The sequence below is a fragment of the Aminobacter sp. Y103A genome, from assembly GCF_030294925.1.
In the GTDB taxonomy this organism is placed as follows: domain Bacteria; phylum Pseudomonadota; class Alphaproteobacteria; order Rhizobiales; family Rhizobiaceae; genus Aminobacter; species Aminobacter ciceronei.
On record NZ_AP017986.1, the window covers coordinates 2,132,213 to 2,153,798 of the forward strand.

General features: G+C 63.2%; 29 protein-coding genes, 2 tRNA genes and 1 pseudogene. 12 read left to right on the forward strand and 20 right to left on the reverse strand.

Translation table 11 applies throughout. The annotated features are described in order from the left end of the window. Positions 1-64: 64 nt before the first annotated feature. Together Amn_RS10315 and Amn_RS10320 are read right to left on the reverse strand one after the other, a co-directional pair. On the reverse strand, positions 65-2,074 hold the full coding sequence (locus Amn_RS10315) for a hydantoinase B/oxoprolinase family protein (RefSeq protein WP_067963905.1): 2,010 nt from the start codon (positions 2,072-2,074) through the stop codon (positions 65-67). A gap of 47 nt (positions 2,075-2,121) precedes the next feature. Further along, the gene (locus Amn_RS10320; protein ID WP_286296810.1) at positions 2,122-4,182 is read right to left on the reverse strand and encodes a hydantoinase/oxoprolinase family protein; all 2,061 of its coding nucleotides are present in this window, start codon (positions 4,180-4,182) and stop codon (positions 2,122-2,124) included. A gap of 286 nt (positions 4,183-4,468) precedes the next feature. Between Amn_RS10320 and Amn_RS10325 the strand changes: the two genes are divergently transcribed. The 5 genes from Amn_RS10325 to Amn_RS10345 all read left to right on the forward strand — a co-directional run bounded on the left by Amn_RS10325 (position 4,469) and on the right by Amn_RS10345 (position 8,586). Further along, the gene (locus Amn_RS10325; RefSeq protein WP_286296815.1) at positions 4,469-4,645 is read left to right on the forward strand and encodes a hypothetical protein; all 177 of its coding nucleotides are present in this window, start codon (positions 4,469-4,471) and stop codon (positions 4,643-4,645) included. A 144-nt stretch (positions 4,646-4,789) separates the two neighbouring features. Then, positions 4,790-5,947: a transporter substrate-binding domain-containing protein gene (locus Amn_RS10330; protein WP_286296817.1), complete on the forward strand. Its 1,158-nt coding sequence runs from the start codon at positions 4,790-4,792 to the stop codon at positions 5,945-5,947. Positions 5,948-6,081: 134 nt separating this feature from the next. Next, positions 6,082-6,732 carry an ANTAR domain-containing response regulator gene (locus Amn_RS10335; protein ID WP_083948635.1) on the forward strand — a complete coding sequence of 217 codons (651 nt, stop codon included), beginning with the start codon at positions 6,082-6,084 and terminating at the stop codon, positions 6,730-6,732. Positions 6,733-7,356: 624 nt separating this feature from the next. Further along, positions 7,357-8,022: a helix-turn-helix domain-containing protein gene (locus Amn_RS10340; protein ID WP_182575323.1), complete on the forward strand. Its 666-nt coding sequence runs from the start codon at positions 7,357-7,359 to the stop codon at positions 8,020-8,022. A gap of 276 nt (positions 8,023-8,298) precedes the next feature. Beyond that, positions 8,299-8,586 carry a GIY-YIG nuclease family protein gene (locus tag Amn_RS10345; RefSeq protein WP_067963896.1) on the forward strand — a complete coding sequence of 96 codons (288 nt, stop codon included), beginning with the start codon at positions 8,299-8,301 and terminating at the stop codon, positions 8,584-8,586. Positions 8,587-9,155: 569 nt separating this feature from the next. Here Amn_RS10345 and Amn_RS10350 read toward each other — a convergent pair. After that, positions 9,156-9,232 (reverse strand) — tRNA-Pro (locus tag Amn_RS10350). Between the two features lie 159 nt (positions 9,233-9,391). On the opposite strand from Amn_RS10350, the gene Amn_RS10355 reads away from it, so the two are divergent. Both Amn_RS10355 and Amn_RS10360 read left to right on the forward strand, forming a co-directional pair. After that, on the forward strand, positions 9,392-9,697 hold the full coding sequence (locus Amn_RS10355; RefSeq protein WP_067963894.1) for an ETC complex I subunit: 306 nt from the start codon (positions 9,392-9,394) through the stop codon (positions 9,695-9,697). Between the two features lie 32 nt (positions 9,698-9,729). After that, positions 9,730-9,806, forward strand: a tRNA-Arg gene (locus tag Amn_RS10360). Positions 9,807-10,061: 255 nt separating this feature from the next. Here the strand turns inward: Amn_RS10360 and Amn_RS10365 are convergent. The 11 genes from Amn_RS10365 to Amn_RS10415 all read right to left on the reverse strand — a co-directional run bounded on the left by Amn_RS10365 (position 10,062) and on the right by Amn_RS10415 (position 15,345). After that, complete coding sequence (locus Amn_RS10365; protein ID WP_263007636.1) at positions 10,062-10,238, reverse strand: hypothetical protein; 177 nt, start codon at positions 10,236-10,238, stop codon at positions 10,062-10,064. A 238-nt stretch (positions 10,239-10,476) separates the two neighbouring features. Then, positions 10,477-10,680, reverse strand: a complete 204-nt coding sequence (locus tag Amn_RS10370) for a hypothetical protein (protein ID WP_154385155.1) — start codon at positions 10,678-10,680, stop codon at positions 10,477-10,479. A gap of 25 nt (positions 10,681-10,705) precedes the next feature. After that, the gene (locus Amn_RS10375) at positions 10,706-10,948 is read right to left on the reverse strand and encodes a DUF982 domain-containing protein (protein WP_083948634.1); all 243 of its coding nucleotides are present in this window, start codon (positions 10,946-10,948) and stop codon (positions 10,706-10,708) included. A gap of 21 nt (positions 10,949-10,969) precedes the next feature. Beyond that, entirely contained in the window at positions 10,970-11,398 is a 429-nt protein-coding gene (locus tag Amn_RS10380) for a hypothetical protein (RefSeq protein ID WP_067966828.1), read from the reverse strand. A gap of 323 nt (positions 11,399-11,721) precedes the next feature. Further along, entirely contained in the window at positions 11,722-12,018 is a 297-nt protein-coding gene (locus Amn_RS10385) for a PRC-barrel domain-containing protein (RefSeq protein ID WP_067963891.1), read from the reverse strand. Positions 12,019-12,306: 288 nt separating this feature from the next. Continuing rightward, positions 12,307-12,573, reverse strand: coding sequence for a hypothetical protein (locus Amn_RS10390; protein WP_154385156.1), 267 nt, complete (start codon positions 12,571-12,573; stop codon positions 12,307-12,309). Positions 12,574-12,609: 36 nt separating this feature from the next. Further along, positions 12,610-13,182: a hypothetical protein gene (locus tag Amn_RS10395; protein ID WP_286296828.1), complete on the reverse strand. Its 573-nt coding sequence runs from the start codon at positions 13,180-13,182 to the stop codon at positions 12,610-12,612. A 166-nt stretch (positions 13,183-13,348) separates the two neighbouring features. Beyond that, positions 13,349-13,573 carry a hypothetical protein gene (locus tag Amn_RS10400; RefSeq protein ID WP_154385158.1) on the reverse strand — a complete coding sequence of 75 codons (225 nt, stop codon included), beginning with the start codon at positions 13,571-13,573 and terminating at the stop codon, positions 13,349-13,351. A 54-nt stretch (positions 13,574-13,627) separates the two neighbouring features. Continuing rightward, positions 13,628-14,602 carry an SDR family oxidoreductase gene (locus Amn_RS10405; RefSeq protein WP_371818583.1) on the reverse strand — a complete coding sequence of 325 codons (975 nt, stop codon included), beginning with the start codon at positions 14,600-14,602 and terminating at the stop codon, positions 13,628-13,630. A gap of 3 nt (positions 14,603-14,605) precedes the next feature. Further along, complete coding sequence (locus Amn_RS10410) at positions 14,606-14,770, reverse strand: hypothetical protein (RefSeq protein WP_185910175.1); 165 nt, start codon at positions 14,768-14,770, stop codon at positions 14,606-14,608. Positions 14,771-14,844: 74 nt separating this feature from the next. After that, entirely contained in the window at positions 14,845-15,345 is a 501-nt protein-coding gene (locus Amn_RS10415) for a YciE/YciF ferroxidase family protein (RefSeq protein WP_263007634.1), read from the reverse strand. 250 nt (positions 15,346-15,595) lie between these two features. Here Amn_RS10415 and Amn_RS10420 point away from each other — a divergent pair, with 250 nt between their 5' ends. After that, complete coding sequence (locus tag Amn_RS10420) at positions 15,596-15,850, forward strand: DUF1344 domain-containing protein (RefSeq protein WP_115732756.1); 255 nt, start codon at positions 15,596-15,598, stop codon at positions 15,848-15,850. A gap of 326 nt (positions 15,851-16,176) precedes the next feature. Here the strand turns inward: Amn_RS10420 and Amn_RS10425 are convergent, their stop codons facing one another. Beyond that, positions 16,177-16,581, reverse strand: a complete 405-nt coding sequence (locus Amn_RS10425; protein ID WP_263007633.1) for a response regulator — start codon at positions 16,579-16,581, stop codon at positions 16,177-16,179. Between the two features lie 52 nt (positions 16,582-16,633). Continuing rightward, a pseudogene (locus Amn_RS10430) lies at positions 16,634-17,682 on the reverse strand (sensor histidine kinase). A gap of 592 nt (positions 17,683-18,274) precedes the next feature. Here Amn_RS10430 and Amn_RS10435 point away from each other — a divergent pair. The 4 genes from Amn_RS10435 to Amn_RS10450 all read left to right on the forward strand — a co-directional run bounded on the left by Amn_RS10435 (position 18,275) and on the right by Amn_RS10450 (position 19,758). Continuing rightward, entirely contained in the window at positions 18,275-18,484 is a 210-nt protein-coding gene (locus Amn_RS10435; protein WP_067966826.1) for a cold-shock protein, read from the forward strand. Positions 18,485-18,620: 136 nt separating this feature from the next. Then, a complete protein-coding gene (locus tag Amn_RS10440; RefSeq protein ID WP_286296842.1) occupies positions 18,621-18,872 on the forward strand; it encodes a hypothetical protein in 252 nt (83 codons plus the stop codon). A 138-nt stretch (positions 18,873-19,010) separates the two neighbouring features. Further along, positions 19,011-19,286 (forward strand): hypothetical protein, encoded by a 276-nt coding sequence (locus Amn_RS10445; RefSeq protein ID WP_286296844.1) that lies wholly within the window; start codon positions 19,011-19,013, stop codon positions 19,284-19,286. 328 nt (positions 19,287-19,614) lie between these two features. Then, positions 19,615-19,758, forward strand: a complete 144-nt coding sequence (locus Amn_RS10450; RefSeq protein ID WP_182575332.1) for a hypothetical protein — start codon at positions 19,615-19,617, stop codon at positions 19,756-19,758. A 128-nt stretch (positions 19,759-19,886) separates the two neighbouring features. Here the strand turns inward: Amn_RS10450 and Amn_RS10455 are convergent, their stop codons facing one another. The 4 genes from Amn_RS10455 to Amn_RS10470 form a co-directional block, all read right to left on the reverse strand. Further along, a complete protein-coding gene (locus Amn_RS10455; protein ID WP_286296847.1) occupies positions 19,887-20,204 on the reverse strand; it encodes a hypothetical protein in 318 nt (105 codons plus the stop codon). A gap of 56 nt (positions 20,205-20,260) precedes the next feature. After that, positions 20,261-20,542, reverse strand: a complete 282-nt coding sequence (locus Amn_RS10460; RefSeq protein WP_067963871.1) for a hypothetical protein — start codon at positions 20,540-20,542, stop codon at positions 20,261-20,263. After that, positions 20,535-20,738 carry a DUF3606 domain-containing protein gene (locus tag Amn_RS10465; RefSeq protein ID WP_286296852.1) on the reverse strand — a complete coding sequence of 68 codons (204 nt, stop codon included), beginning with the start codon at positions 20,736-20,738 and terminating at the stop codon, positions 20,535-20,537. Before Amn_RS10465 ends, Amn_RS10460 begins: the two co-directional genes overlap by 8 nt. Positions 20,739-20,941: 203 nt before the next feature. Then, on the reverse strand, positions 20,942-21,559 hold the full coding sequence (locus tag Amn_RS10470) for a general stress protein (protein WP_286296854.1): 618 nt from the start codon (positions 21,557-21,559) through the stop codon (positions 20,942-20,944). Positions 21,560-21,586 lie beyond the last annotated feature (27 nt).

The window sequence follows — 21,586 nt, forward strand, 5'->3', positions numbered from 1 at the left end:
TGATATGCGAACCCCGTTGGCGAAGAAGGCAGCAAGCCCACTGGAGCCTGCTGCCTTCCCTTGATCAGGCGACCTTCAGGGTCGCGTTGGCGGCCTGGCCCGATGCCGTCCAGTAGGGAACCGTCCGCCGCTTCAGCATCTCGCGGAACTCGGCGGTGGTCTTGGCAAGAAGCTCGCCCGAGCCCCAGTCGACGATGACGCCGTATTGCCGGATCAGGTCGAGCATGTTGAGCTTCTTGTCGCGATAAAGGGCGGCGATCTTCTCGGCGTCCTCGTTGAGCCAGTCCTTGCGGTGGCTGGCGATGCGCGCCCGTTCGGCCAGCGTGGCGTTCTCGTCGATCCTGTATTGGTCGAGATCGAGATCGACGACATGGACGACGACGCCATAGTCCTTCTTCGCCCGCTCGACCGAGACATAACCTTCGACCACGTCGCTGAGCACGCTCTGGATATCGCGCTTGAGCGGATCGCCGAGGCCGCCGCCGCCGGCCGAGGGCCGCTGCACGGTGTCGCCCTGCTGCAGCGGCACGCCTGAAAACAGCGAGCCGAGATAACGCTCCTTGTCCTGGCCGGGATTGACCCAGACGCCGTGCGGGATCGACGGCAAGCCGCCCCACAGGCCCCAGGTGATCGAGCGCTCGCGGTCGCAGCAATAAGACACCACGGTGCGTTCGCAGGCGTAGAGCGTGCCGCCCTTCTGGACGCCGAGGCCGCCGCGGAATTCGCCGGGGCCGCCGGAATCGACCATCAGCTCGTGGCAGGTGGTGAGAACGGGCGACAGCCGCTCCTGGCCTTCGAAGGGCTGGGTGCCGAGCTGGACGCCGAACACCGGGCCGGTTGCCGCCCAGCCGTCACGGCCGTTGCGCGCGCCCCAGCCGCCGACCATCCAGTCGTACCACATGAAGTAGGGCTTGCCTTCGTGACGCGTGTCGCGGCCGCCGATCAGCAGATAGTCGAGGTTGAAGGTGCAGGCCATGGCGCGTTCCGGCAAGACCTCCGCCCAGAGCTCGAACACCGCGTTCATGATCTTTTCGAACGGACCGGAGGCGAAGCCGGCGACCGGGGTCGGCCATTCGGCATTGACCACCGAGCCGAGCGGGCCGGCATCGACCGTCACCACCCGGTAGAAGCCGGAGTTCATCGGAATGTCGGGCGACTGCATCTTGGTGCCGGCGACGACGGCGGCGAAGGCGCCGCCATAGCAGCAGTTGAGGAACGAGCCGACCGTCTTGGGGTGGGAGCCGGTCAGGTCGTAATGGACGCGGTCGCCGTCGATGGTCATCTTGACCTTGATCGGCACCAGCCCTTCGCCCTCGTCGGGATCGACGTCGATGTAGTCGATGGTCTCCCAGGTGCCGTCGGGCAGCTCGGAGATGCGCTGGCGCGTCATGTCCTCGACATAGTCCTGGACCTCGTTGAACGACTTCTTGATCGTGTCGACGCCATATTTGTCGCACAGGCGCTGGATTTCGCGCTCGGCCAGGCGGCAGGCTTCGGCCTGGGCCTGGAGGTCGCCGATGATGTCGCTGGGCGCACGCGTATTGTGGGCGATCAGCTCGGCGACGTCGGAGAGATAGACGCCCTTGCTGTAGACCCGGACCGGGGTGATGCGCAGGCCCTCGGCCATGTGGTCGAGCGCGTTGACGTTGAACGAGCCGGGCACGGCGCCGCCGACATCGGCCCAGTGGCCGTTGGCCTGGGCGAAGCCGAGCAGCTCGCCCTTGTAGAACATCGGCGCAAACAGGCGGGTGTCGTTGAAGTGGGTGCCGCCCTGGTAGACGTCGTTGATGACGAAGACGTCGCCCGGGTGCACGTCATGGCCGAACTTCTTGATCACCGCCTTGGCGGTCAGGTGCAGCGTGCCGACGTGAGCGGCGATGTCGCCGCTGCCTTGCATGATGGTGTCGCCGGTCGGGTCGCACAGCGCCGAGGAGAAGTCGCGGGAGTAGATGACGAAGGAGTAGCAGGTGCGCAGGATCTGCTCCGCCATCTGGTCGACGATGTTGACATAGGCGTTCTTTAGGACCTCGAAGGTAACCGGATCGAGCGTGCGGCGATCTTTTCTAGGTGCCATTTCCAATCTCCAATTCAGAATTTGCGTGAGGGCTAAAGCTCGGTCGTTCAGGACTGCTGCGGGACGTGCATCCTGATGATCAGGTACTCGTCGACCTCGGCCTTGATCCCGGGCGGCACGACGATGGTCGAGTCGAGCTGGTCGATGATGGCGGGGCCGGCGACGACGGCGCCCGCATGCAGGGTCGAGCGGTCATAGACCGGGGTCTTGATGCGCTCCGGCGCTTCGTCGAAGCGGACCAGGCGTTCGCCGACGGGGGCGGGCAAGGGTGCTGTGCGCAGTTCGTGCCGGGCGAGCTCCGCCTTGCGGTTGAGGCCGGTGGCCTTGACCTGGATGCGGCACACTTCGACCGGGGCATCGGGCCGCGAATAATTGTGCTCGCGGCCATGCTCCTCATGGAACTGCCTGACCGCCTCGTCGAGATTTTCGATGTCGGCGCTGACCGGGATCGACATCGAGCGCCACTGGCCGAGATAACGCATGTCGATGTAGCGCTGGAACAGCATCTGCTCGGGCGAGATATCCTCGCTCAGCAGGCGGTCGTGGCCGTCTTCTTCGAGCAGGCGGAAGGCGCTGTTGAGCTCGGCCATGTCGATGTCGCTGACCGTGTCGGTGTACATCTGGGTGATGTCATGGGTGATGTCGACGAGCAGGCAGCCCATGGCCGAGGTGACGCCGGGATTTGGCGGGATCAAGACGACGGGGATGTAGAGGTCGCGGGCCAGTGCCACGCCATGCAGGGCACCGGCGCCGCCGAAGGCGACCAGTGCGAAGTCGCGCGGATCGTAGCCCTTGCGCAGCGACACCAGCCGCACCGCGTCGGCCATGTTGGCGTTGGCGACCTTCAGGATCGACAGTGCCGCCTGTTCCGCATCCATGCCGAACGGTTCGGCGATGACGCGGTTGATGGCGCTTTCGGCCAGCTTGACGTCGAGTTCGACCCTGCCGCCGGCGAGCTTGGTGCCGAGGCGGCCGAGATAGACATTGGCGTCGCAGTTTGTCGGCTCCGTGCCGCCCTGGTTGTAGCACACCGGTCCCGGCGTCGAGCCGGCCGATTGCGGTCCGTTGCGAAGCGCGCCGGCCGCGTCGCGCCAGGCCAGCGAGCCGCCGCCGGCGCCGATGGTCAGGACCTCGATGCTGGGGAAGCGGATCGGATAGCCATATTCGACATGCCAGTCATTGGTGACGTGGAGATGGCCGTCGGAGCACAGGCTGATGTCGGTGCTGGTGCCGCCCATGTCGAGGCTGATCGAGTTCTTGTAGCCGGCAAGCTCGGAGATGAAGCGGCTGGCAATGGCGCCTGCGGCGATGCCCGATGCCGCGAGCCGTGCGGCAAATTTGGTGGCGCCCTTGGCGGTCATGACGCCGCCGCCGGAATGCAGCAAAAGCACGTCGCCGGCATAACCGCCGTCCTGCATGCGGCTTTCGAGCTCGGCGCCATACTGGCCGGCGACCGGTCCGAGCACGGTGTTGGCGACCGTGGTGTTGAAGCGTTCATGCTCGAAGATCTCGGGCATGATGTCGCTCGACAGCGAGATCGACACGCCCGGCAGTTCCTCGAGCAGGATGTCGCGCATGCGCTGCTCGTTTGCCGGATTGACGAAGGAATTGACGAAGCAGATGGCGACGTTGTTGACGTTGCGCTTTTTGATGACGCGGGCGAGCTCGCGCGCCTCGGCTTCATTGACGCCTTCGATGACCTTGCCCGAATAGTCGATGCGCTCCGACACCACCAGGCGGTCGCGGCGCGGCAGATAGGGCGGGGCCATTTCCTTGTAGGTGTCCCAGAGATCGTCACGCGTGCCGCGGCGGATTTCGATGACGTCGCGAAAGCCCTTGGTCGTGACCATGATGGCCGGCGGGAAGCGGCGGGTGATCAGCGCATTGGTGGCAAGCGTCGTGCCATGCGAGAACAGGATGATGTCGCGCAGCGCCACGCCGCCCGCCTCGATGCCCTTGAGCACGCCGTCGATCGGGTCCGGCGTCGTCGGCGTCTTGGCGACATGGATCTTGCCGGAAGCCTCGTTCAGGATGCACACATCGGTGAATGTGCCGCCCACATCGCAGGCCACACGCACCGCAGTGCCAAATGTCTCTACCTTGTTCACGTCCAGTTCCTCCTCAGGCTGATTGGTGTTGTCGTGCTTCCGCCGGGCGGGGCCGTTTTGGCACAGCTCCGCACGTCTGGAATCCTTGCGGAATCCCAGGGAATTCGGGGTGCGAGCGAGGTCAGTCGCTCGAAGCGGCAATGGGTAGTGTCAGCGTCGTTGCTGTCTGCGCAGCCGAAGAGACGGGGCGCGCAGCGCACTGGTGGTAAAACGCAAAAAGGCTCCGGCGGAGATGAACCGCGGGAGCCTTTTTGCTCTGGTCTCAGCCCGCAGCGTCGCAGGCCTGATGTCGATGATCATCCGCAACTTCCCGATTTCTGTCAACCGGGATTTCGTCCGATCGGCGCAACATCAGGCAAAGCAACCTGTTGCGCGGTTTGTCGGCTCGCCTGCGAGCGTCGGACAGGCTTTGCCGGAACAGGGCAGTGGCCTGATATCGTTTGCCCAGGCGCAAGCGAGTTGACGGGGCAGGGCGCTTGAGGCACAGTTTACGTAAGGACAGCGATGTCCCGATCAGTCGAGCAAAGGCGCTTGCTGCGGTAACCCGCGCTGGGCGCTTTTTTTGTGTCGAGTTCGCGGATGAACAATCTGACGGAGTTGGCAATCGATGGCGACAAGAACCGAGGAGCCGATGAAGGTCGGCGTGTTGTTCTCTGAGACCGGCGTCACTTCGGTGATGGAACGCAGCATGCTGAATGCGACGCTGTTTGCCATCCACGAGGTCAATGAAGCAGGCGGCATCGACGGCCGTGAGCTTGTTGCCGTCCATTACGATCCGGGCTGCGATGCGGTTGCCTATCACCACCTCGCCAACCGCCTGCTTGTCGAGGACGGCGTCCGGATCATCTTCGGCTGCTACATGTCGAGCACGCGCAAGGCGGTGCTGAAGGCGGTCGAGCACCGCAACGGGCTGCTCTGCTATCCCGCGCAATATGAGGGCTTCGAATATTCGCGCAACGCCATCTATTGCGGTGCCGCCCCCAACCAGAACAGCGTCCAGCTCGGCGAACATCTGCTCAATCATGTCGGCCAGCGCTTCTACATGGTCGGCTCCGACTATATCTGGCCGCGCGAGTCCGACCGCATCATGAACGAGATGCTGCTGAGGCATGGCGGCGAGGTGGCGGGCCGCGGCTATCTCAAGCTCGACGCCCGGCGCTCGGCCTACAAGCCGCTGATAGCAGACATCAAGCGCAAGCAGCCTGATGTGATCTTCTGCAATTTCGTCGGCGAAAGCATCGTCCATTTCTACCAGGCCTTCGCCGAAGCCGGCCTCGATGCCAGGGCGATGCCGATCGCCAGCCTGACCACCAGCGAAACCGACATCCAGGCGATGGGCATCGACGTCGGCGCCGGCCACATCACCTCGGCCAGCTATTTCCAGTCGGTCGGCGGGCTTGAGAACGAACGCTGCGTCGAGCGCTACAAGAAGAGGTTCGGCAGCGATGCGGTGACCAACATGTGCTGGGAGGCGGCCTATTTCCAGGTCCATGTCGTGGCCAATGCGCTGCGCAAGACAGGCACCGACGATGTCGAGACGCTCAGGCCGGCCATCCTCGGTTCGGAATTCGACGCCCCGCAAGGGCGCATCCGCATCGACCCCGACAATGCGCATACCTATGTGTGGCCGCGGGTGGCACGGGCGCGCGAGGACGGCCAGTTCGAGATCCTGTCGAGATCGGCAACGGCCATCCGCCCCGATCCCTATCTCGCCAGCTACAATCCCGAGGAATGGGGGGAGCGCCTGGCCATGCATTCCTTATGACCCGTGCTGGGAGGCAAGGGACTTCAGCGATGACCCTGTGCCGAGGGGCATGGGGACAAGAAACCGCCCGACATCAGGGCAAACGACACCCTGGGCAAGCGTTGTTGCCGACGACATTGCCGTAATGAGGACCAATGGTATCACGTAGCCCCCACGTGGCGCCGCATGACGGATCAGCGCCGATCCAGATCAAGGACATACGCTCGCTGCGTGTGCTTCTGCTGCAGCCCAAGAGCAGCGAGGGCGAGGAGCTTTGGCAGCACCTCAACCGCATCGGCTGCCAGGTCCAGACCAACTGGCCGCCGCCGGCGGAAATTCCTGCCAATATCGACGTGGTGTTCGCCTTCATCCGCCCGCTCGTCGAAGGCGGCATCAGCTGGAACTGGAACGCCGACGACCCGCCGGCGGTGCTGATCGCCATCGTCGACTATGAGAACCCGATCATCGTCGAGAAGGTGCTGCGGCTCAGGGCGCAGGCGGTGATCGGCCTGCCGCTCAGGACTTTTGGAATCCTCGCCAACATCCTTCTGAGCGTCAACAACCACCGCCGCGAAGAGCGGCTGCGCATCCGCGTCGAGCGGCTCTCCGCCAAGCTCAAGGCGCATCGCGACATCGACAAGGCCAAGGAAATCCTGATGGCCACCAACAAGGTGTCGGAGCAGGTTGCCTACGAGACCTTGCGCGAGCAGGCGATGAACAAGCGCACCACCATCGAGGCGATCGCGCTTGCCATCATCAATGCCAGCGACGCGCTCAAGCTGCCGGTGAAGGAGGCCGTTGCCTAGGCATCCGGGAGAGGGGCCGATGCGCTCCTCGGTCACTCCCGGTCGGCCTGACATGCCGGCGGCCCGGGCCTGTGGCGCATCGAATGCCGGCGCGCCGCCGTCGCGCCGCGCTTGAGGCGATTCGCCATTCGGCCCGAGCCCGCGTGGCCCGTGACGCATCGCATGCCGGCGCGCCGGAGCCCCCTCGACGTGTCCGCCCCGAGTCCCAGAGATCCACCCCGGGACGCCCCCCGGATGCCCCCCGGATTCCCATTGACATGACCGGCTAAATCCCTGACGCTTCACCCCATCGCGCCCGCACCGATGCGGGCCGATGGCAGAGCAAAAAAGCTCCCGCGGGTCACCCCGCCGGGAGCTTTTTGCGTTCTGGATGCAACCAGGCGGGCCGCCTCGCGCCGCAGCCGAGGTCCGCAGACCACTGACGTCGCGCCGGCGTGCAAACGGGTGCCGGAATTAGGGGGCGGAGTTCGGGTCGGGCCGTCGTGACCGGCGGTCGTTGCGATAGGGCGGCAGACGCCGGCGACAGATGCCGGTGGCAGACGCCGGCGACAGATGCCGGCGAAAGATGCCGGCAACAGGGGGCCGACGAGGCCGGCGACATGGTCATTTCAGGAGGTGGCGCGCATGACTATTTCAGGCCTCGACTTCGGCGGAGGCGACATGGCCGACGCGGCTTTGGCGTTGACCCAGGACCCGCACGCCCTGCGCGGCGCTGCCGGCAACCGGCTCGAAATGGCGATCGGCCGCGAGGTCAGGGCCTGCAGGCGCAGGCATGGCATGACCATCATCGAGCTGGCACGGGCCGCCGGCCTGTCGCTCGGCATGATGTCGAAGATCGAGAACGGCATCATCTCGGCGTCGCTGACCACGCTGCACCAGCTGTCGCGCGCCCTGGCCGTGCCGCTAAGCGTTTTGCTGAAACCGTCCGAGGAACTGCGCGACGCCAGGTTCGTGAAGGCCGGCTTGCCAACCGAGCGCTGCGGCACGCGCGCCGGTCATCGCCCGCTCGGCTATGTCGTCCCCGATGCTGCAGGTGTCTCGGTCGACCCCTGTCTCGTTTTCCTGACCGATGACGCCGACCGCCCCGCCTTGCGCCAGCATGCCGGCACGACATTCATCTATCTGCTGGAAGGCGAGATGGTCTGGCGCCACGGCATGGAACTTTACCGCATGGCCCCTGATGACAGCCTGTTCTTCGACGCAGCCGCCCCGCACGGCCCCGATCAGCTGCTGACGCTGCCGGTCCGATACGTCTCGGTCGCGTCATGCCGGCCGGCCAGAACGGGCTGAGCGAGGGCCGGGCGCATTCCATTGCCCACGATTCGCCTGGGCATGGCTGAGGCGCGAGGATGAGGGACCTGGGGCGGAAGCAGGAGAGCTTTCTGGACCGCTTGAGCCCAGCGACAAGGTCACGGCATGGATCCCAGGGTCTCCGCGACGGAGCTGCGCTCCTGCTTCGCCCTAGGATGACGAAGGGGTGGGCCGTCGCCAGGTGGGGTTCAACTGCGGGGCGTGCAGCCATGTGGCAGGGCTTGCGCGCAACCTTGCCGCGAATAATCTCTCGCGATGACCGGATATGTCTACATGACCGCCAGCCAGAAGGGCGGCACGATCTATATCGGCGTGACGAACGATCTCGCGCGCCGTCTGCCGGAACACAAGGCAAGCGAGGGCTCTCGTTTCACCGCGCGTTACGGCGTGCATCGCCTCGTCTGGTACGAGGAGCACTTCGACATCCGCGACGCCATCCAGCGCGAGAAATCGCTCAAGCGCTGGCCACGCCAGTGGAAGGTCGAGCTGATCGAGAAGACCAATCCCGAATGGCACGAGCTGTTTCGTGGGCTTGGGTGGTGATGTCGCGAGCCCACCATTTCGTCTTCCCAGGGCGAAGCAGGAGCGCAGCTCCGTCGCGGAGACCCTGGGATGACGAAGGCACATTGGTTTCGGCCAACCGCCACGGTTGGCGCTTGGGCAGGCTCCAAGGCTGGCTTTTGGCAAGAGCTCGTGGCAACCGCAGAGCATCGCTAGGCGATCTGTGCCGGTCGCCGCCACTGATAATTGGCCTCAGGCCCACCCCTTCGTCATCCCAGGGCGGAGCAGGAGCGCAGCTCCGTCGCGGAGACCCTGGGATCCATGCCGTGACCTTGCCGCCGGGCTCAAGCGGTTGAGAACCAGTGCTCTTTCTGCACCCGCAGCACCGCACGGCCCCGAGCAATTGCTTGAGCTGCCGGTGCGTTTCCTTTCGGTCGCGTCATGCCGGAAGGCAGGGACGGGCTGAGCGCTGGCCGATGTCGGCCGTTTCAACACGCGCGATTCGTCTGCGCATGGCCGTGGCGTGATGCGCAAGGCCGTTGCCATCGCACGCCAGATGCCATGGGCGGACAGATCGATGTCTTGGGAAAAAAGCTGTCGCGGGGAGAAAATGGTCGGAGTGGAGAGATTCGAACTCCCGACCCTCTGGTCCCAAACCAGATGCGCTACCAGACTGCGCTACACTCCGAAATCACATTTCGACGCCGTGCCTAGTGGCTTCCGCTCGACATGGCAAGGGCAAAAAAGCGGAAACCGGCTTTCGCCTTGCAGCAATGGCGATTGCGCAGTAAATGACGGGCGCATCTGGACGTCCGCGCTCGCTGCGGACTCACGAATGAGGGAATTAATGTCAGCGCGAATTTTCAGCCCTGCCAAGACCGCCATGCAGTCGGGCAAAGCCAAGACCGGGCACTGGGTGCTCGAATTCGACGCCGAGAAGCCGAAGAAGATCGACCCGCTGATGGGCTACACCAGCTCCGGCGACATGATGAGCCAGATCCGGCTGACCTTCGAGACCCGCGAAGAAGCTGTCGCCTACGCCGAGAAGGAAGGCATCGCCTTCCGCGTGCAGGAGCCGAAGGAAGCCAAGCGCCGGCAGATTTCCTACTCCGACAATTTCCGTTATGACCGCAGGACGCCCTGGACGCACTGACGTCCACGATCACGCCGGCCCCGCCGGCCAGCGGTCCCGTAGCTCAGCTGGATAGAGCACCGGCCTTCTAAGCCGATGGTCACAGGTTCGAATCCTGTCGGGATCGCCACTTAATTCAATGGCTTAAGTCGCGCCAGGCTCGGCCGCTTGGACAGATCGCCTGTTACGATCTTATGGAGAGCGCTGAGGGTAGGTCGAATTCGAAGGCCGACACCGTGGAGCTTTTCAAAGCATCCTCCCTCACGTTTCGGGGCGGAAGCTTACCGATAATCGCTCGCAGTCGACGGTGGCGCATATCAGCAACCGTCAATGTTCCGACAATAGGTCATTCTGGCGCCAAGTGCCCTTGGCGGGTCGATTGCGCCTAGAAGAGCGCAGCGATGGCGCCGGCTATTCCGAAGGCTGCCAATGCGAGGATGGTGATCGGATAAACGACAAACGCGGCGACATCGCCGCCAGGCAACGACGTTCGGAAGTTCGTGAGCACAGGCAACAGGGCAACCGCGAGCAGGATAAAAATCGCGCTGACCGACAAAGCCACTTAGCTCTCCTTCCTGTTGCAGCAGACGCGGCCGCGTCATCGCAGCCGGAAGAGCGTTCTACAGTGCACAGTTCACGGCGACGACCACGTGCGCCACATCCTCGGCAGTCGCCGATCCTGTTGGCGTTCATTCTTCTGGGCAGCGGTCATCCCCAACGGAAAAGACCGCCCGGATGTTCCTCCCGATCCGGGCGGTCGCTTCAGGAGATCGCCTGCCGTCCTTCCATCTCCTGAAGTCTTATGTGCGTTCCGCACACCACGCTTCGGGCAGTGCACTTGGCTCGGCCATAGCCTGCCCCGTCTTAAGCGCATCCTCGAGGCAATCGGTGAAATACGCGGTTTCCGCAGTCGCCCCGAAGTGGTTGATGCGTATTCGGCCCTGGGACTTGCTCATGACGATGCCAACCATCCTCAGCCTTTCCTGCACGTCGCGATACTTCATCCCTCTCCACCCCCTTCATTTCACGTCAGAACACACGCCGGCCAACCTCCCTGGCGGCTGATATGAAGGCTCGGCGGGCGTCCGGGGGAGCCCGCAACCCATCGAGCACATCGCGACATATGCGAACGGCCGAACGGTATCGCGGGCCTGTGCAAGCCGGTCTTCGCAGTCGCAACCACTCCAGCGCTTCCCAGGCGGACGCTATCGTCCTGCGTCCGGCTCGGTTCTCGCGTGCTATCACCACCGGTGGGTTGAATTCCTTGTCCATGTTGAAACTCCCGGCGCGGGGCTATCCTTCGACCGCCGCCGAGGACGTCGTTTCGGGCACGCCGTCCATGGCTGCGAGCTTGTCAGCGCACATCACGGCAGCGCCTGCGACTTCCTCCGACCCGAACTGGCTCCAGCCGCCGTCTTTGACAAAGTCATCTCGTTGCCAGGAACTGAGAGCTTTCAGGTCGGTCAGTCTTTGGGCCGCATCGGTGCCACCGAGAAAGCGGTTCACACATTCCGTAGAGGCCAGTTCCGCCACGGCATCCCGCGCCGCCACCGTCGCCATAAGCCTCGCGGATCCGCCGGTAACCCAGCCTCCAGCAGTAAAACCGAATATCATGGTCAAAATAGCGCTGATCACAATTGACCAAGCCAAACTCTTCTTGCTTGGTCTGTAATCTGAAATCCTCTGATCCAAGGACTTCCGGTCATTGTTCGCCTGATTCATTTCGGGCTCCTTCCGCATTGATTGCTGCGAGATTGAGCATTCACGAAGTGTAACACATTATTTCGATCTGTGGGGCCGCCCTCACGGGATCGTGAACAAGCGTTACTGTAGGGATATCATCAAGAAGTGAGCGTTCGCTTGGCGGCGCGCTCACTGGCCGCGCACGCGGCCCGCAACCTGCAGGCGCCGGCAGAGGCGGGCGCCAGAACCAGATGTCCGGGCGCCGCATCTTTCACCGGCGGCCAATCATGGCCATTTCGCGTGAAGGTGCGCGCCTGCCCCGTGGCGCGGGCCCATCCCGCGCCACTGACGCGACATGCAGATCAGTCGAGATGCTCCGGCATGTCTTTCAACTGGTCCTTCGTCCACGATGTCACCGCGTGGACCTCGCCATCCTGGTCGCGCATGAAATCGAGCTGGCTGACGGGCACCGCGACCGGTTTTGCCCCGATGCCGAGGAAGCCGCCGACATCGATGATCACCTGGGCCGTGCTGCCGGATCCGTGGACATGCGACACCGATCCGATGTCCTCGTCGTCGGGGCCATAGATGGTGGTGTCGGCAAGCAGATCGGGCGTGAGTTCGGCCTCGGTGAGGCGGACGTGATTGCTGTGGTCCATGACTGATCTCCTCTGGGGGGAATGGCGAAACCATCCAGTCGGCGATCCGTTCCGACAAACCCGCCGCGCGGCGGCAATTGTGATCGTGATGCGGCAGCTGCGGGTGTGCCGGCTCGCGGTTCGATCCGGGCGGGGCTCGGCTGGGTGCTCACCCAACGATGGAACTTCGGCGCTGTTGTCGGGTTTAGACACTGCACATGTAGCCGGTTTCGTCCCTTTCCCGGCTGCGCATCCCAGAACCTGACGGCCTGCCGACGGAGACGTGGGCAGGCCTTTCTTTTTGGTGCATCAGCGCTTCAGCTTGCGCTGAAGCTTTTCGACGTCCTTGTGGGGCGCGGTGTCGGGCTGGTTTTCGTCGGCGTCCGGATTGGCTGACGGGTCGTCCCGCGTGTCTCGTGTCGGTTTGTCGTTGCGCGTCGGTTCGTTCCTGGGCGTCGGTTTGTCGTTGCGCGTCGGTTTGTCCTGGGGCGTCGGTTTCACCCTGGGCGTCGGATTGTCCGGGGGCAGTGCCGGCCTGGGTTCGGCTGGGCTTTGCCGCGTTGCTGTCTTGGCCATGGTGGGTCTCCGTTTCCTGTCAACAACCCGCCGTGCTCAGCTAGGGTTCCCCCACGCAGCGAAGGATGCCGCCCGGCTCAAAAATGTGCGTCTGTAAAAGAGGCCCGTCTGGTTGCGGCTGAAGGCGATATCAGCCGTCACCACCCGGTTTCCGGTCTGCGGGTGTCGTTCGACAGTGACGATGCGCATTTTGCCGGCAATCCTGCTCGCCACCTGCATGGTGGCGACCCGCGCGCCTGAGCCGCGGTCAGGCCAGTTGATCTGCAGCGTGACAGTATCGCCGCTGCGTCTGCCGGCAAGGCTGGCCGCACCGCGACGTGAACCGACATAGGTGCCGGAATAACGCGCCCCTTCGGCGCGCAGATCGACGCCGATGCGCCTGGAGAAGACGATTTTTGCCCGGCAATTGCCGTCCAGATTGAGCGAAGCGCCCTTGCTGCGTGATCGCAGCGTGCAGACGACCGGGACCGGCGCCGTATCAGGCCGCAGCCGGACCTGGCCGGAGCCCTGCCAACTGCCGGAAAGCGTTTGAAGAAAGTCCTTCTCCGTCGCAGGGGCCGCCGACAGCGACATCAGCGCCAGCGGGAGTGCCAACAATGCCTTGCTCATCTCTGCCCTCTCGAGGTCATGGGCCTGCCCTCTGCGCGAGACGACCGGCCGGTGGTCATGGATCATGCCGAAAGTGCCTGACGATTGGCCTTGTTGTCGGCCAGCGCCGTCAGGTCCTTGCAGCGGCGGAGGTCCCGGTAACCCCTTGGTCGGGACCCGGGACGTGTCATTGTCTGTCGTCGTCGCGGCAACGATCGACCGTGGTTCCCGACGGCAGCATCTGTTCGAGGCTGCGGATTCCGGTTTCGATCTCGGCCAGGTCGTCCCACGGCGTTTCACCGGGGTAGAGCGCCCGGTACAGGCTGCGCAGGCTGGCATCGAGGTTGCGCAGACGACCGATCTTCTCATCGATGGACAGGTCGGGGTTGTCGATGATTTCGGGCGGCAACATGGCGCTCACCTTTGCATGCACGTGTCGTGCCGGCCTCGGCCGGCAGGCATTTTCTCAGTAGCCGCCGATGATCGGCAGGATCTCGCCGGTGATGTAGCTGGAGCAGTGCGACGAGGCGAGGAACACATAGGCGGGGGCGATTTCCTCGGGCTGGGCCGGACGCTTCATCGCAGTCTTTGCGCCGAACTGCGCCACGTCCTGCGCCTGCTTGTCGGACGGGTTCAGCGGCGTCCACACCGGTCCGGGCGCGATGGCGTTGACGCGGATGCCGCGATCGACAAGGTTGGCGGCAAGCGCCCTGGTGAAGGCATGGATGCCGCCCTTGGTCATCGAATAGTCGACCAGCTCCTTGCTGCCCCTGATGCCGGTCACCGAGCCGGTGTTCAGGATGACGGCGCCTGGCCCCATATGCGCGAGCGCTGCCTTGGCCATGTGGAAATAGCCGTAGAGATTGACCTTGAGCGTGGTGTCGAAATGCGCCTCGGTGAGGTCGGCGATATCGGCCGAATGCACCTGGAAGGCGGCATTGTTGACGAGGATGTCGAGCTTGCCGAATTGCTTGACTGTCCTCGCCACCGCCTTGCGGCATGCGGCGGGCGAACTGACATCGCCGCGAAGCAGGATGCAGCTGCGGCCTTCCGCTTCGACGGCGAGCTTTGTCTGCTTCGCATCGACGTCTTCGCTGAGATAGCCGATGGCGATGTCGGCGCCCTCCCGCGCAAACAGCACCGCAACCGCTCGACCTATGCCTGAATCGCCGCCGGTGATCAGCGCGACCTTGCCGGCGAGTTTCTGCGAGCCGAGATAATAGGGCGCGTCATACATCGGCGCCGGCTCGACCGCGGTTTCGTGGCCGGGTTTCGGCAGATGCTGCTTCGGGAAGGGCGGCGCAGGATAACGTCTGGCGCCGGCCTGCATCGCCTTGGCGGGCCTGGCTTTGCGCGGCGCCTTGCGCCCGTCGTCCTTGTCTATCTTTGCCTGTATTGCCCGTTGCCTGCCTGCGGCGGCGGCTGGCTGCAAGGAAGCCACCGGTTAACCCTCCGCCTTGAATATCTTGGCCATCTGCTCGAGCTTTTGACGGTCCCGGCCATGCAGCCTGACAAGTTCTGCGGCCTGGAGCGGCGACAGATCGCTGGTTTCCACGAGGTGTCTGACGAGTTCGTCATCGGTTGGGAGAGGTGGGGTCGTCGATTTCATGGTCGCGCCTGCGGTTGCTCTTGAGGGGTCCCGCGGCTCTGCCGGTTTGTTCGGCAGAGCTGCAGGACGGTTGATCATGCGGCCAAGGCCTGGCGGTTGGCCTTGCTGTCTGCCAGCATGGTCAAATCCTTGTCGGTGGTCTCTTCCTCGGCCAGGGTGGCGGCGAAAAGTTCCGCTGCCTCCGGCATCTTCATGATTTCAGCCCAACGACGCAGCGTGCCGTAGCGGGTGATTTCATAATGCTCGACGGCCTGGGCAGCCGAGATCAGGCCGGCGTCGCCGGCCGCCGTGCCCTTGAACTCCTCGAGGATTTCCTCGCCCTCTTCAAGGATGCCGTCGATAGCGGGGCACGTCTTGCCCTTGGCCGGCTTGTCCATCAGCGCGAAGACCTGCTGCAGGCGCTCGACATGGCCTTCGGTCTGGTCGCGGTGTTTCTCGAACGCCGCTTTCAATTCCATGGAACTGGCGCCGCGGGCCATCTTCGGCAGCGCCTTCAGGATTTTGCGCTCGGCGTAGTAGATGTCGCGCAGAGTGTCGTGGAAGAGGTCTTCAAGGCCCTTTTCTTTGGTCGGCATGGTTGGCTCCTGTGGTTGAGATCCCTCGGGGCCAGAACGACTGATGGCGCTTACGGTTCCGGAGGATTGAGGAGAACGTCGCCGCCGCTGCTGCATCGGCAACAGCGTGCGCGCCAGTTATCTCGGCCAGCCCCTGTTATCTCGGCCAGCCCCCGTTATCTCGGCCAGCCATGGCAACCATAGTGGCGCGAGAAGGTTGAGTGAGTGGCCTAGAGGCAAACACGCCTGAAAGGCCAGGAGAAATCAAAAAATGAAAAAGCTCATTCTGGCGCTTGGCGCCACGCTGTTCCTTGCCGGCACGGCTTTCGCAGGAACTGCTGAAGGCGTGATCAAGGAATACAACAAGGAGACCAAGGTCATCATGCTGGAGGACGGCAAGAGCTTCACGGTCGGCGCCGACGTTGCCGTTCCCGCTGAGCTTGCGGTCGGCAAGAAGGTGGTGGTCACCATGGACGGCGACGACATCACCAAGGTCACGCAGGTGACGCTGTCACCGCCGATGTGATCTGGTTCTCCAGCGTGTAATCTGGTTCTCCAGATCGAGCCCCGCTGCCTTGAGGTGGCGGGGCTTTTTTATTTCATGGCAGGGGGCCGCCGGCCCGATCCCCAAGGGCTCATCAAAAGGCGTTCGTCAGGTCGAGGCGCTTCGGGCTCGGCTCCGATGAGGGTCGAGCGGGGTATGGCGCTCAGGCGTCCATCATCATCAACGAGCTGGTCTGTACTCGCCGATCCCGAGCAGCCGCAAGCCGGCGGCGAAGCGGAACAAGAATGGGTGAAGGCCGGGGTGCTGCCGATGCTGCGGCGCCTGACGCAAGGGAAAACGCACGCGAACTATTTCCCCATTGCCCCGCTGTCGAAGTCCAGCTTGTCGCTTGAAAGAAGGCGTGCCATTGCCTCGGTGATGGTGAGATCGTCGTAGGGCTTCGAAAAGAAGCGACTGCCTCCGGGTAGCATGCTCTCCTCGATGATGGCAGCACCTGAGGCTACGATCAGCTTCACGGGCGGCCATCGATCGCGGATGTAGTGGGACAGTTTGATACCGTCCATCGTCCCCGGCATCTGCACATCGGTGAACACGAGATCGATGTCATCTCGCATTTCGAGGATGCGGATTGCTTCGTCGGCGTCGCCAGCCTCCAGCGCTTCGTAGCCCGCCGACAGGACAAGATCGACTGCGCTCATTCGTATGATTGGACTGTCTTCCACGATCAGGACGACCGGTTTGCCGTTCTTCATTGGTCACTCAAGGTGGGCTGCAGCACTGCAGTTTGTGGGAGCAGATTGGTTTCTACGCCGCTGAACAAAGGTCGGTCCGCAGGCCCGCGGTTTCCCGACGGCTGATTGTGACCACCGTACCTGGGGCCGCGTCGCTCACCGTAATTTCGGCGTTCAGGTTCTTAACGAGCGCTTCCACGATGCTAGTCCCGAGCCCTGCCTTGGGCGCATCGTCCCCCACGGGTATTCCGATCCCGTTGTCGGCAATGGAAGCGTCCAGTCGTTACCCGACGATCGATGCTCGATCACGATCGTCCCGGTCCGCTCGCCGGGAAAGGCATGCTTGAGGGCATTGATCACGAGTTCGGTTACGATGAGCCCCATGCTTATGGATATGTCCGCATCCACGGTGCTGTCATCGACCTTCACCTGGATTGACAGCCTCTCGGGGTCTGCGATCATCGATGCGCCAAGACTTTGACAAAGCTGCGTGAAATAGCCACGGAGCTCAACGCTGCCGCCAGCGGATATGGAAAGCTGTCGTTGCAGCGCTGCGATTGACATGATGCGATGACGGGCGTCGTGGAGATGTCCACGAACCTCCTCCGACTGCACACGACGTGCACTCTGCATCAGGACGCTGGCGATAATCTGCAGACTGTTGGCGACCCTATGTTGGACCTCCTGCAGCAGGATGGCCTTGTCGCGAACCAGATTATCCTTCAGGCGAGCCTGGGCGCGCATGTCGGTCACATCGGTTATGGCGAGAAGCAGGCGAATATGGTGGAGGTCGCCGTCGTCGAGCGTTCTTGCGTTGACGACCAACTGCCGCGTCATCTGGTCTGGTCGCTTCAGGTCGATCTCGTAGGCATCGATGCTCGCACTGCCGGTCGCGGTCGCCGTCAACAGTGAAACGAGCTTGGGCATCGCCCACTCCCCGTTTCCAAGTTCGCCGAGGAGCTTGCCTGCGACTGACGCGGGGTCGATCTCGAATGCCCGGCAGAACGACGCGCTTGCCGCAATAATTCTGAGAGTGTCAGACAGGAAAAGCAGCGGTTCGTTGGAAGACATCACCACGGCAAGGGTGCTTGCCGCTTCAAAATGCTCTGTCGGATGTGGCATGGAGAGGCCCTCAAGGGCCGGAGACTCACGAAGCAAGTCATGACTCGGCAGTTGCGTCGAAAGGCTGATTGGCCAGATCCGACACGAGTATTGTACCACGGTTGATGCGCGGGCCTTGCATCGATTGTTCCAACTTGACCGCAATGCCGGCAACTCGATCTCGGCCCTGGCGGAATGGGCGGAAGACGGACCCCGTCGGGCGTGCAACCGCTGTACGTCGCCGCGCGGTACGGCTCCCGGCGTGCGGCCGATGGTCAGTCTGGCTGTTAGACAGGCTTGCGGCACGCGCCCTGCGCGAGATCGGCAGGGCATGGATGGTATCTTCTGGCTTCGGACACATTAACACCAAGGCTTTCACCGCCTTTTCCGGCTGCGCTGTACAATCTTAGGTGGAATCCGCTGAATTCCAAAAGCTGGAGTTGACAACGCGACAGGGCTGTCCTACATGTGGAACATCGATATTTGCTTGCTGAGCTTTGGTTACCGCGCGTTTGGCACCGCGCCCTGAACGAACCTTTTCTTTCAAAAATCGCTATCACCATCCGCAGCGCTTCGGCGTTGTGGTCCCGCTTTTGCTATGAAAGGGTTCATCATGACCACTGGCACCGTTAAATGGTTTAATTCCACCAAAGGCTTCGGCTTCATCCAGCCCGACAATGGCGGCGCGGATGCGTTCGTTCACATCTCTGCCGTCGAGCGCGCCGGAATGCGCGAACTCGTCGAGGGCCAGAAGATCGGCTTCGAGATGGAGCGCGACAACAAGTCCGGCAAGATGTCCGCCTGCAATCTGCAGGCCGCCTAAGCCATCCAGTATCTGTCTCTCCGTTGACCACGGATGTACTGGCACTGTGAGAGCATGATACCGATCAAGGTCAGGCAGCCCGCCTGACCTTTTTTATTGCCGCGCACCCTGTGCGGCCTCCCAATCGGAAAAACCATTGTTTCAGACACACAGCAAATCCCGCCAGCAGGCGGAGATTGCCTTCAGCCGTGCGCAATCGCAATTTTTCGCACGCAACACCCCCCTCGATGTGGTGGACGTCCTCGTTCGCTCGCGCGAGGAAAAGACGCTCCGGCTTCGTCAGGCGCGCCTCGCAAAGGAACTGCATGATCGTGCAGGGGCGACCGCGATCGCTCCTGGCCAGGCAAGCCGAGACCAACGGACCGCAGCTGTCGCGAGACAGGTCTGACGCGGCGCCCTGTCATCCGCGCATTGTCAGGCGGCTGCTCAAGCCCAGCGTGAACCAGGGCCCCGCGTGAACCCGGCCCCGCGTGAACCCGGCCCCGCGTGAACATTGTCCAGGGCCGAGCCACCCAAAGGAATAGCCATGTCGGAAGACACCAATGAAATTCACGCGATCAACACCGCCTGGCAAATTGCGATCCAGGAGGTCCTGCGCATGGTCATCCGCGACATGTATCGCGCGGACGGGGAGGTCGCCTTCATGGCGCATATCAAGCGCATCGAAGAGGCGGCGGTCGACAGCATCTACACCGACCTGAGGCTGCGCGGCACGGACGACTGGACGACCATGCTGGTCAAGGAGAAGGCGAGCAATTTCGTGACCACCTTGCTGACATCGTTCACATTCGACCGGGCCTGATCTGGCGACCGGGCTTGATCTGGCGACCGGGCTTGATCTGGCGACCGGGCCTGATCTGACGACCGGGCCTGATCTGACGACCGGGCTTGATCTGGCTGCGACGACCCGAACCGTCGGGCGTCGACCAGCGGAGATCGTGGCAAGGCGGATCCGTGCCTGAGCGTCTTTCCCGCGCAGTGCCAGACAACCCTCCGGCGTGCCTTCGCCCGGGGAACTTATCGAGGCGACCAGAGTTGTAGTGGCGAGCATGGCCTCCCCCCTCCGGTCATGCTCACACCAGGCCTGCCGGATGTGCCCCATCCGGCAGGCCTTTTCCATGGAACCTGTCATGAACTCGGCGATTGAGCTTGCCAGCGGGCAATTGTCCGTTGTGCAGGCTGCCACCGAGGAGGCGCCTGCTTTCTTCGCCAGCCAACTGGGTCGCGATCCCCGACAGGCAGAATTCAATGAACATCCTCCGGCAATCACCTGACGCTGAAGCCATCCGTCACGACCTCAGGCTGCTCAGGAAACGGATCGCCGATCTGCATGATCGCAGAAGTTTCGACGACGTCGACATTCTATTGTCGGTGGCGGAATCGCATGCCGACCAGCGCTTGGCTACCCTGTGTCGTACCGGCGGATAGGGTGAGGTTCGCTTGCCGCAGCTTGCACCAACGCCTCTATGAGCGCATCGGGATAGGTCTTTTCGGGGCATAATTCGGCGATCAAGCATCGTGCCGGCGCATGAAGGTCGGACTGGTCGGTCGGCAACGGGATGATGCGGCGCAAGGCGCCGAGGACAGTTTCGAAATCCAGTGCCGAGACGTTCGAGGAGCTGTTCACGGCTTCCCGCCCGCAATTGGGGCGGAAGCTTGAGGCCAACAGCCACTGCCATGCAGTATCAGGCAATTGGGCGGCGTTTGCTGCAGCGACCATCTTTTGACGGCATTCTGGAGATTGTTTCACACAACTTGCGCGCAAGGCAAGCACCGCTATCGCCGCCGCTTCGGCGCAAAGCGCATGCGGAAATTCCGTCGGGCTTCATCATCATGGATCGTCTGGCACTGGTCCGCGGCGACCAGATTGGCCTCGGGCACCATGCGGTCGAATGCCTCTTCCGTGCTGCGGATGCGATAGTGGCGGTGGCCGTTCTCGCTCGGCAATATCGTCTTGACGATGAAGCTGTTGGGCGTGCCCAGGGGCACGCCGGCACGGGACCTGAGACTGACCGTCTGGTCGACGCTGAAGGCGGTGGGCTGGCTCGGTTCAGGCATCTGTCCGGGTCATCTGCCCGCGCGGCCGCTGCGTGATGATGGCGTCAAGTTTGCGGCGGGACGGGCCGTATCGCCTGATCATCGCCGCGGCTTCGCCGCGCATCAGGTCATATTTGCGCGCGAACTCCTCGATCTCATATTCCTGCTTCGATACGAGCTTGCGGTCCTGCTCGGTTTTCTTTGGATCGTCCGGCATGTCTGCCTCCTGTATTAGCAAATGGTAAAACGCGCATGCGAGCCATTCGATCCGTCAGCTGGCGGCATGGGCCGCCATAGCCAGGCGGCCCGATCGGAATGCCGGATCGGGCCGTCAGCATTGCCCGGGGTCAGACGCCCGCGTCGAAGAAGCGACGGCGGCGGTTGACACCGGTTCAGACTACGGGTGTCGGATCAGTGGGGTCAGACCACCGGAGGAATGCGCGTCGCGTATCGCCGGCGCTCTTCCTCGATATCCCTGGGCGAGTACGGGTCGGCCGTTTCGTCGAAGGCCGTCCAGCCGCCATCGGCATAGACTGCCCGGCGCTCGCTGACATCGACTGGATTGGCGTTGTGCAGGATGGACCTTGCGGTGTCTTCTTCAGCGCCTGCGGTGACGCGCGCGGTCACCAGCGTGCCACCCCGCCGGACGCCTTCGGCGTAGACATGGGCGTCATCGGCGGGGACGCCGGAATCGGTCAGCGCCCCGATGAGGCCGCCCGTCGCACCGCCCGCCAATGCACCGGCCGCAGCACCTGCGGCGGTCGCCGCCAGCCAGCCGGCCGCCACCACCGGGCCAACCCCGGGGATTGCCATGACGCCGAGACCGGTGAGCAGGCCGCCTGTGCCGCCAACCAGGGCGCCGATACCCGCGCCGGTGCCGGCAGCGTCTGCCGTATCCGACGAGCGGGCGTCATAGGAGCCGTCTGCATTGCTCGCCACGACACTGATGTCGTCATGCGAAATGCCGGCGCCGTGCAGCTCTTCGACCGCTGCCTGTGCGTCGGAATAATTGTCGAACAACCCTGTCACACTGACCATTGTGATCTTCCTTTTACGATTTGAAAT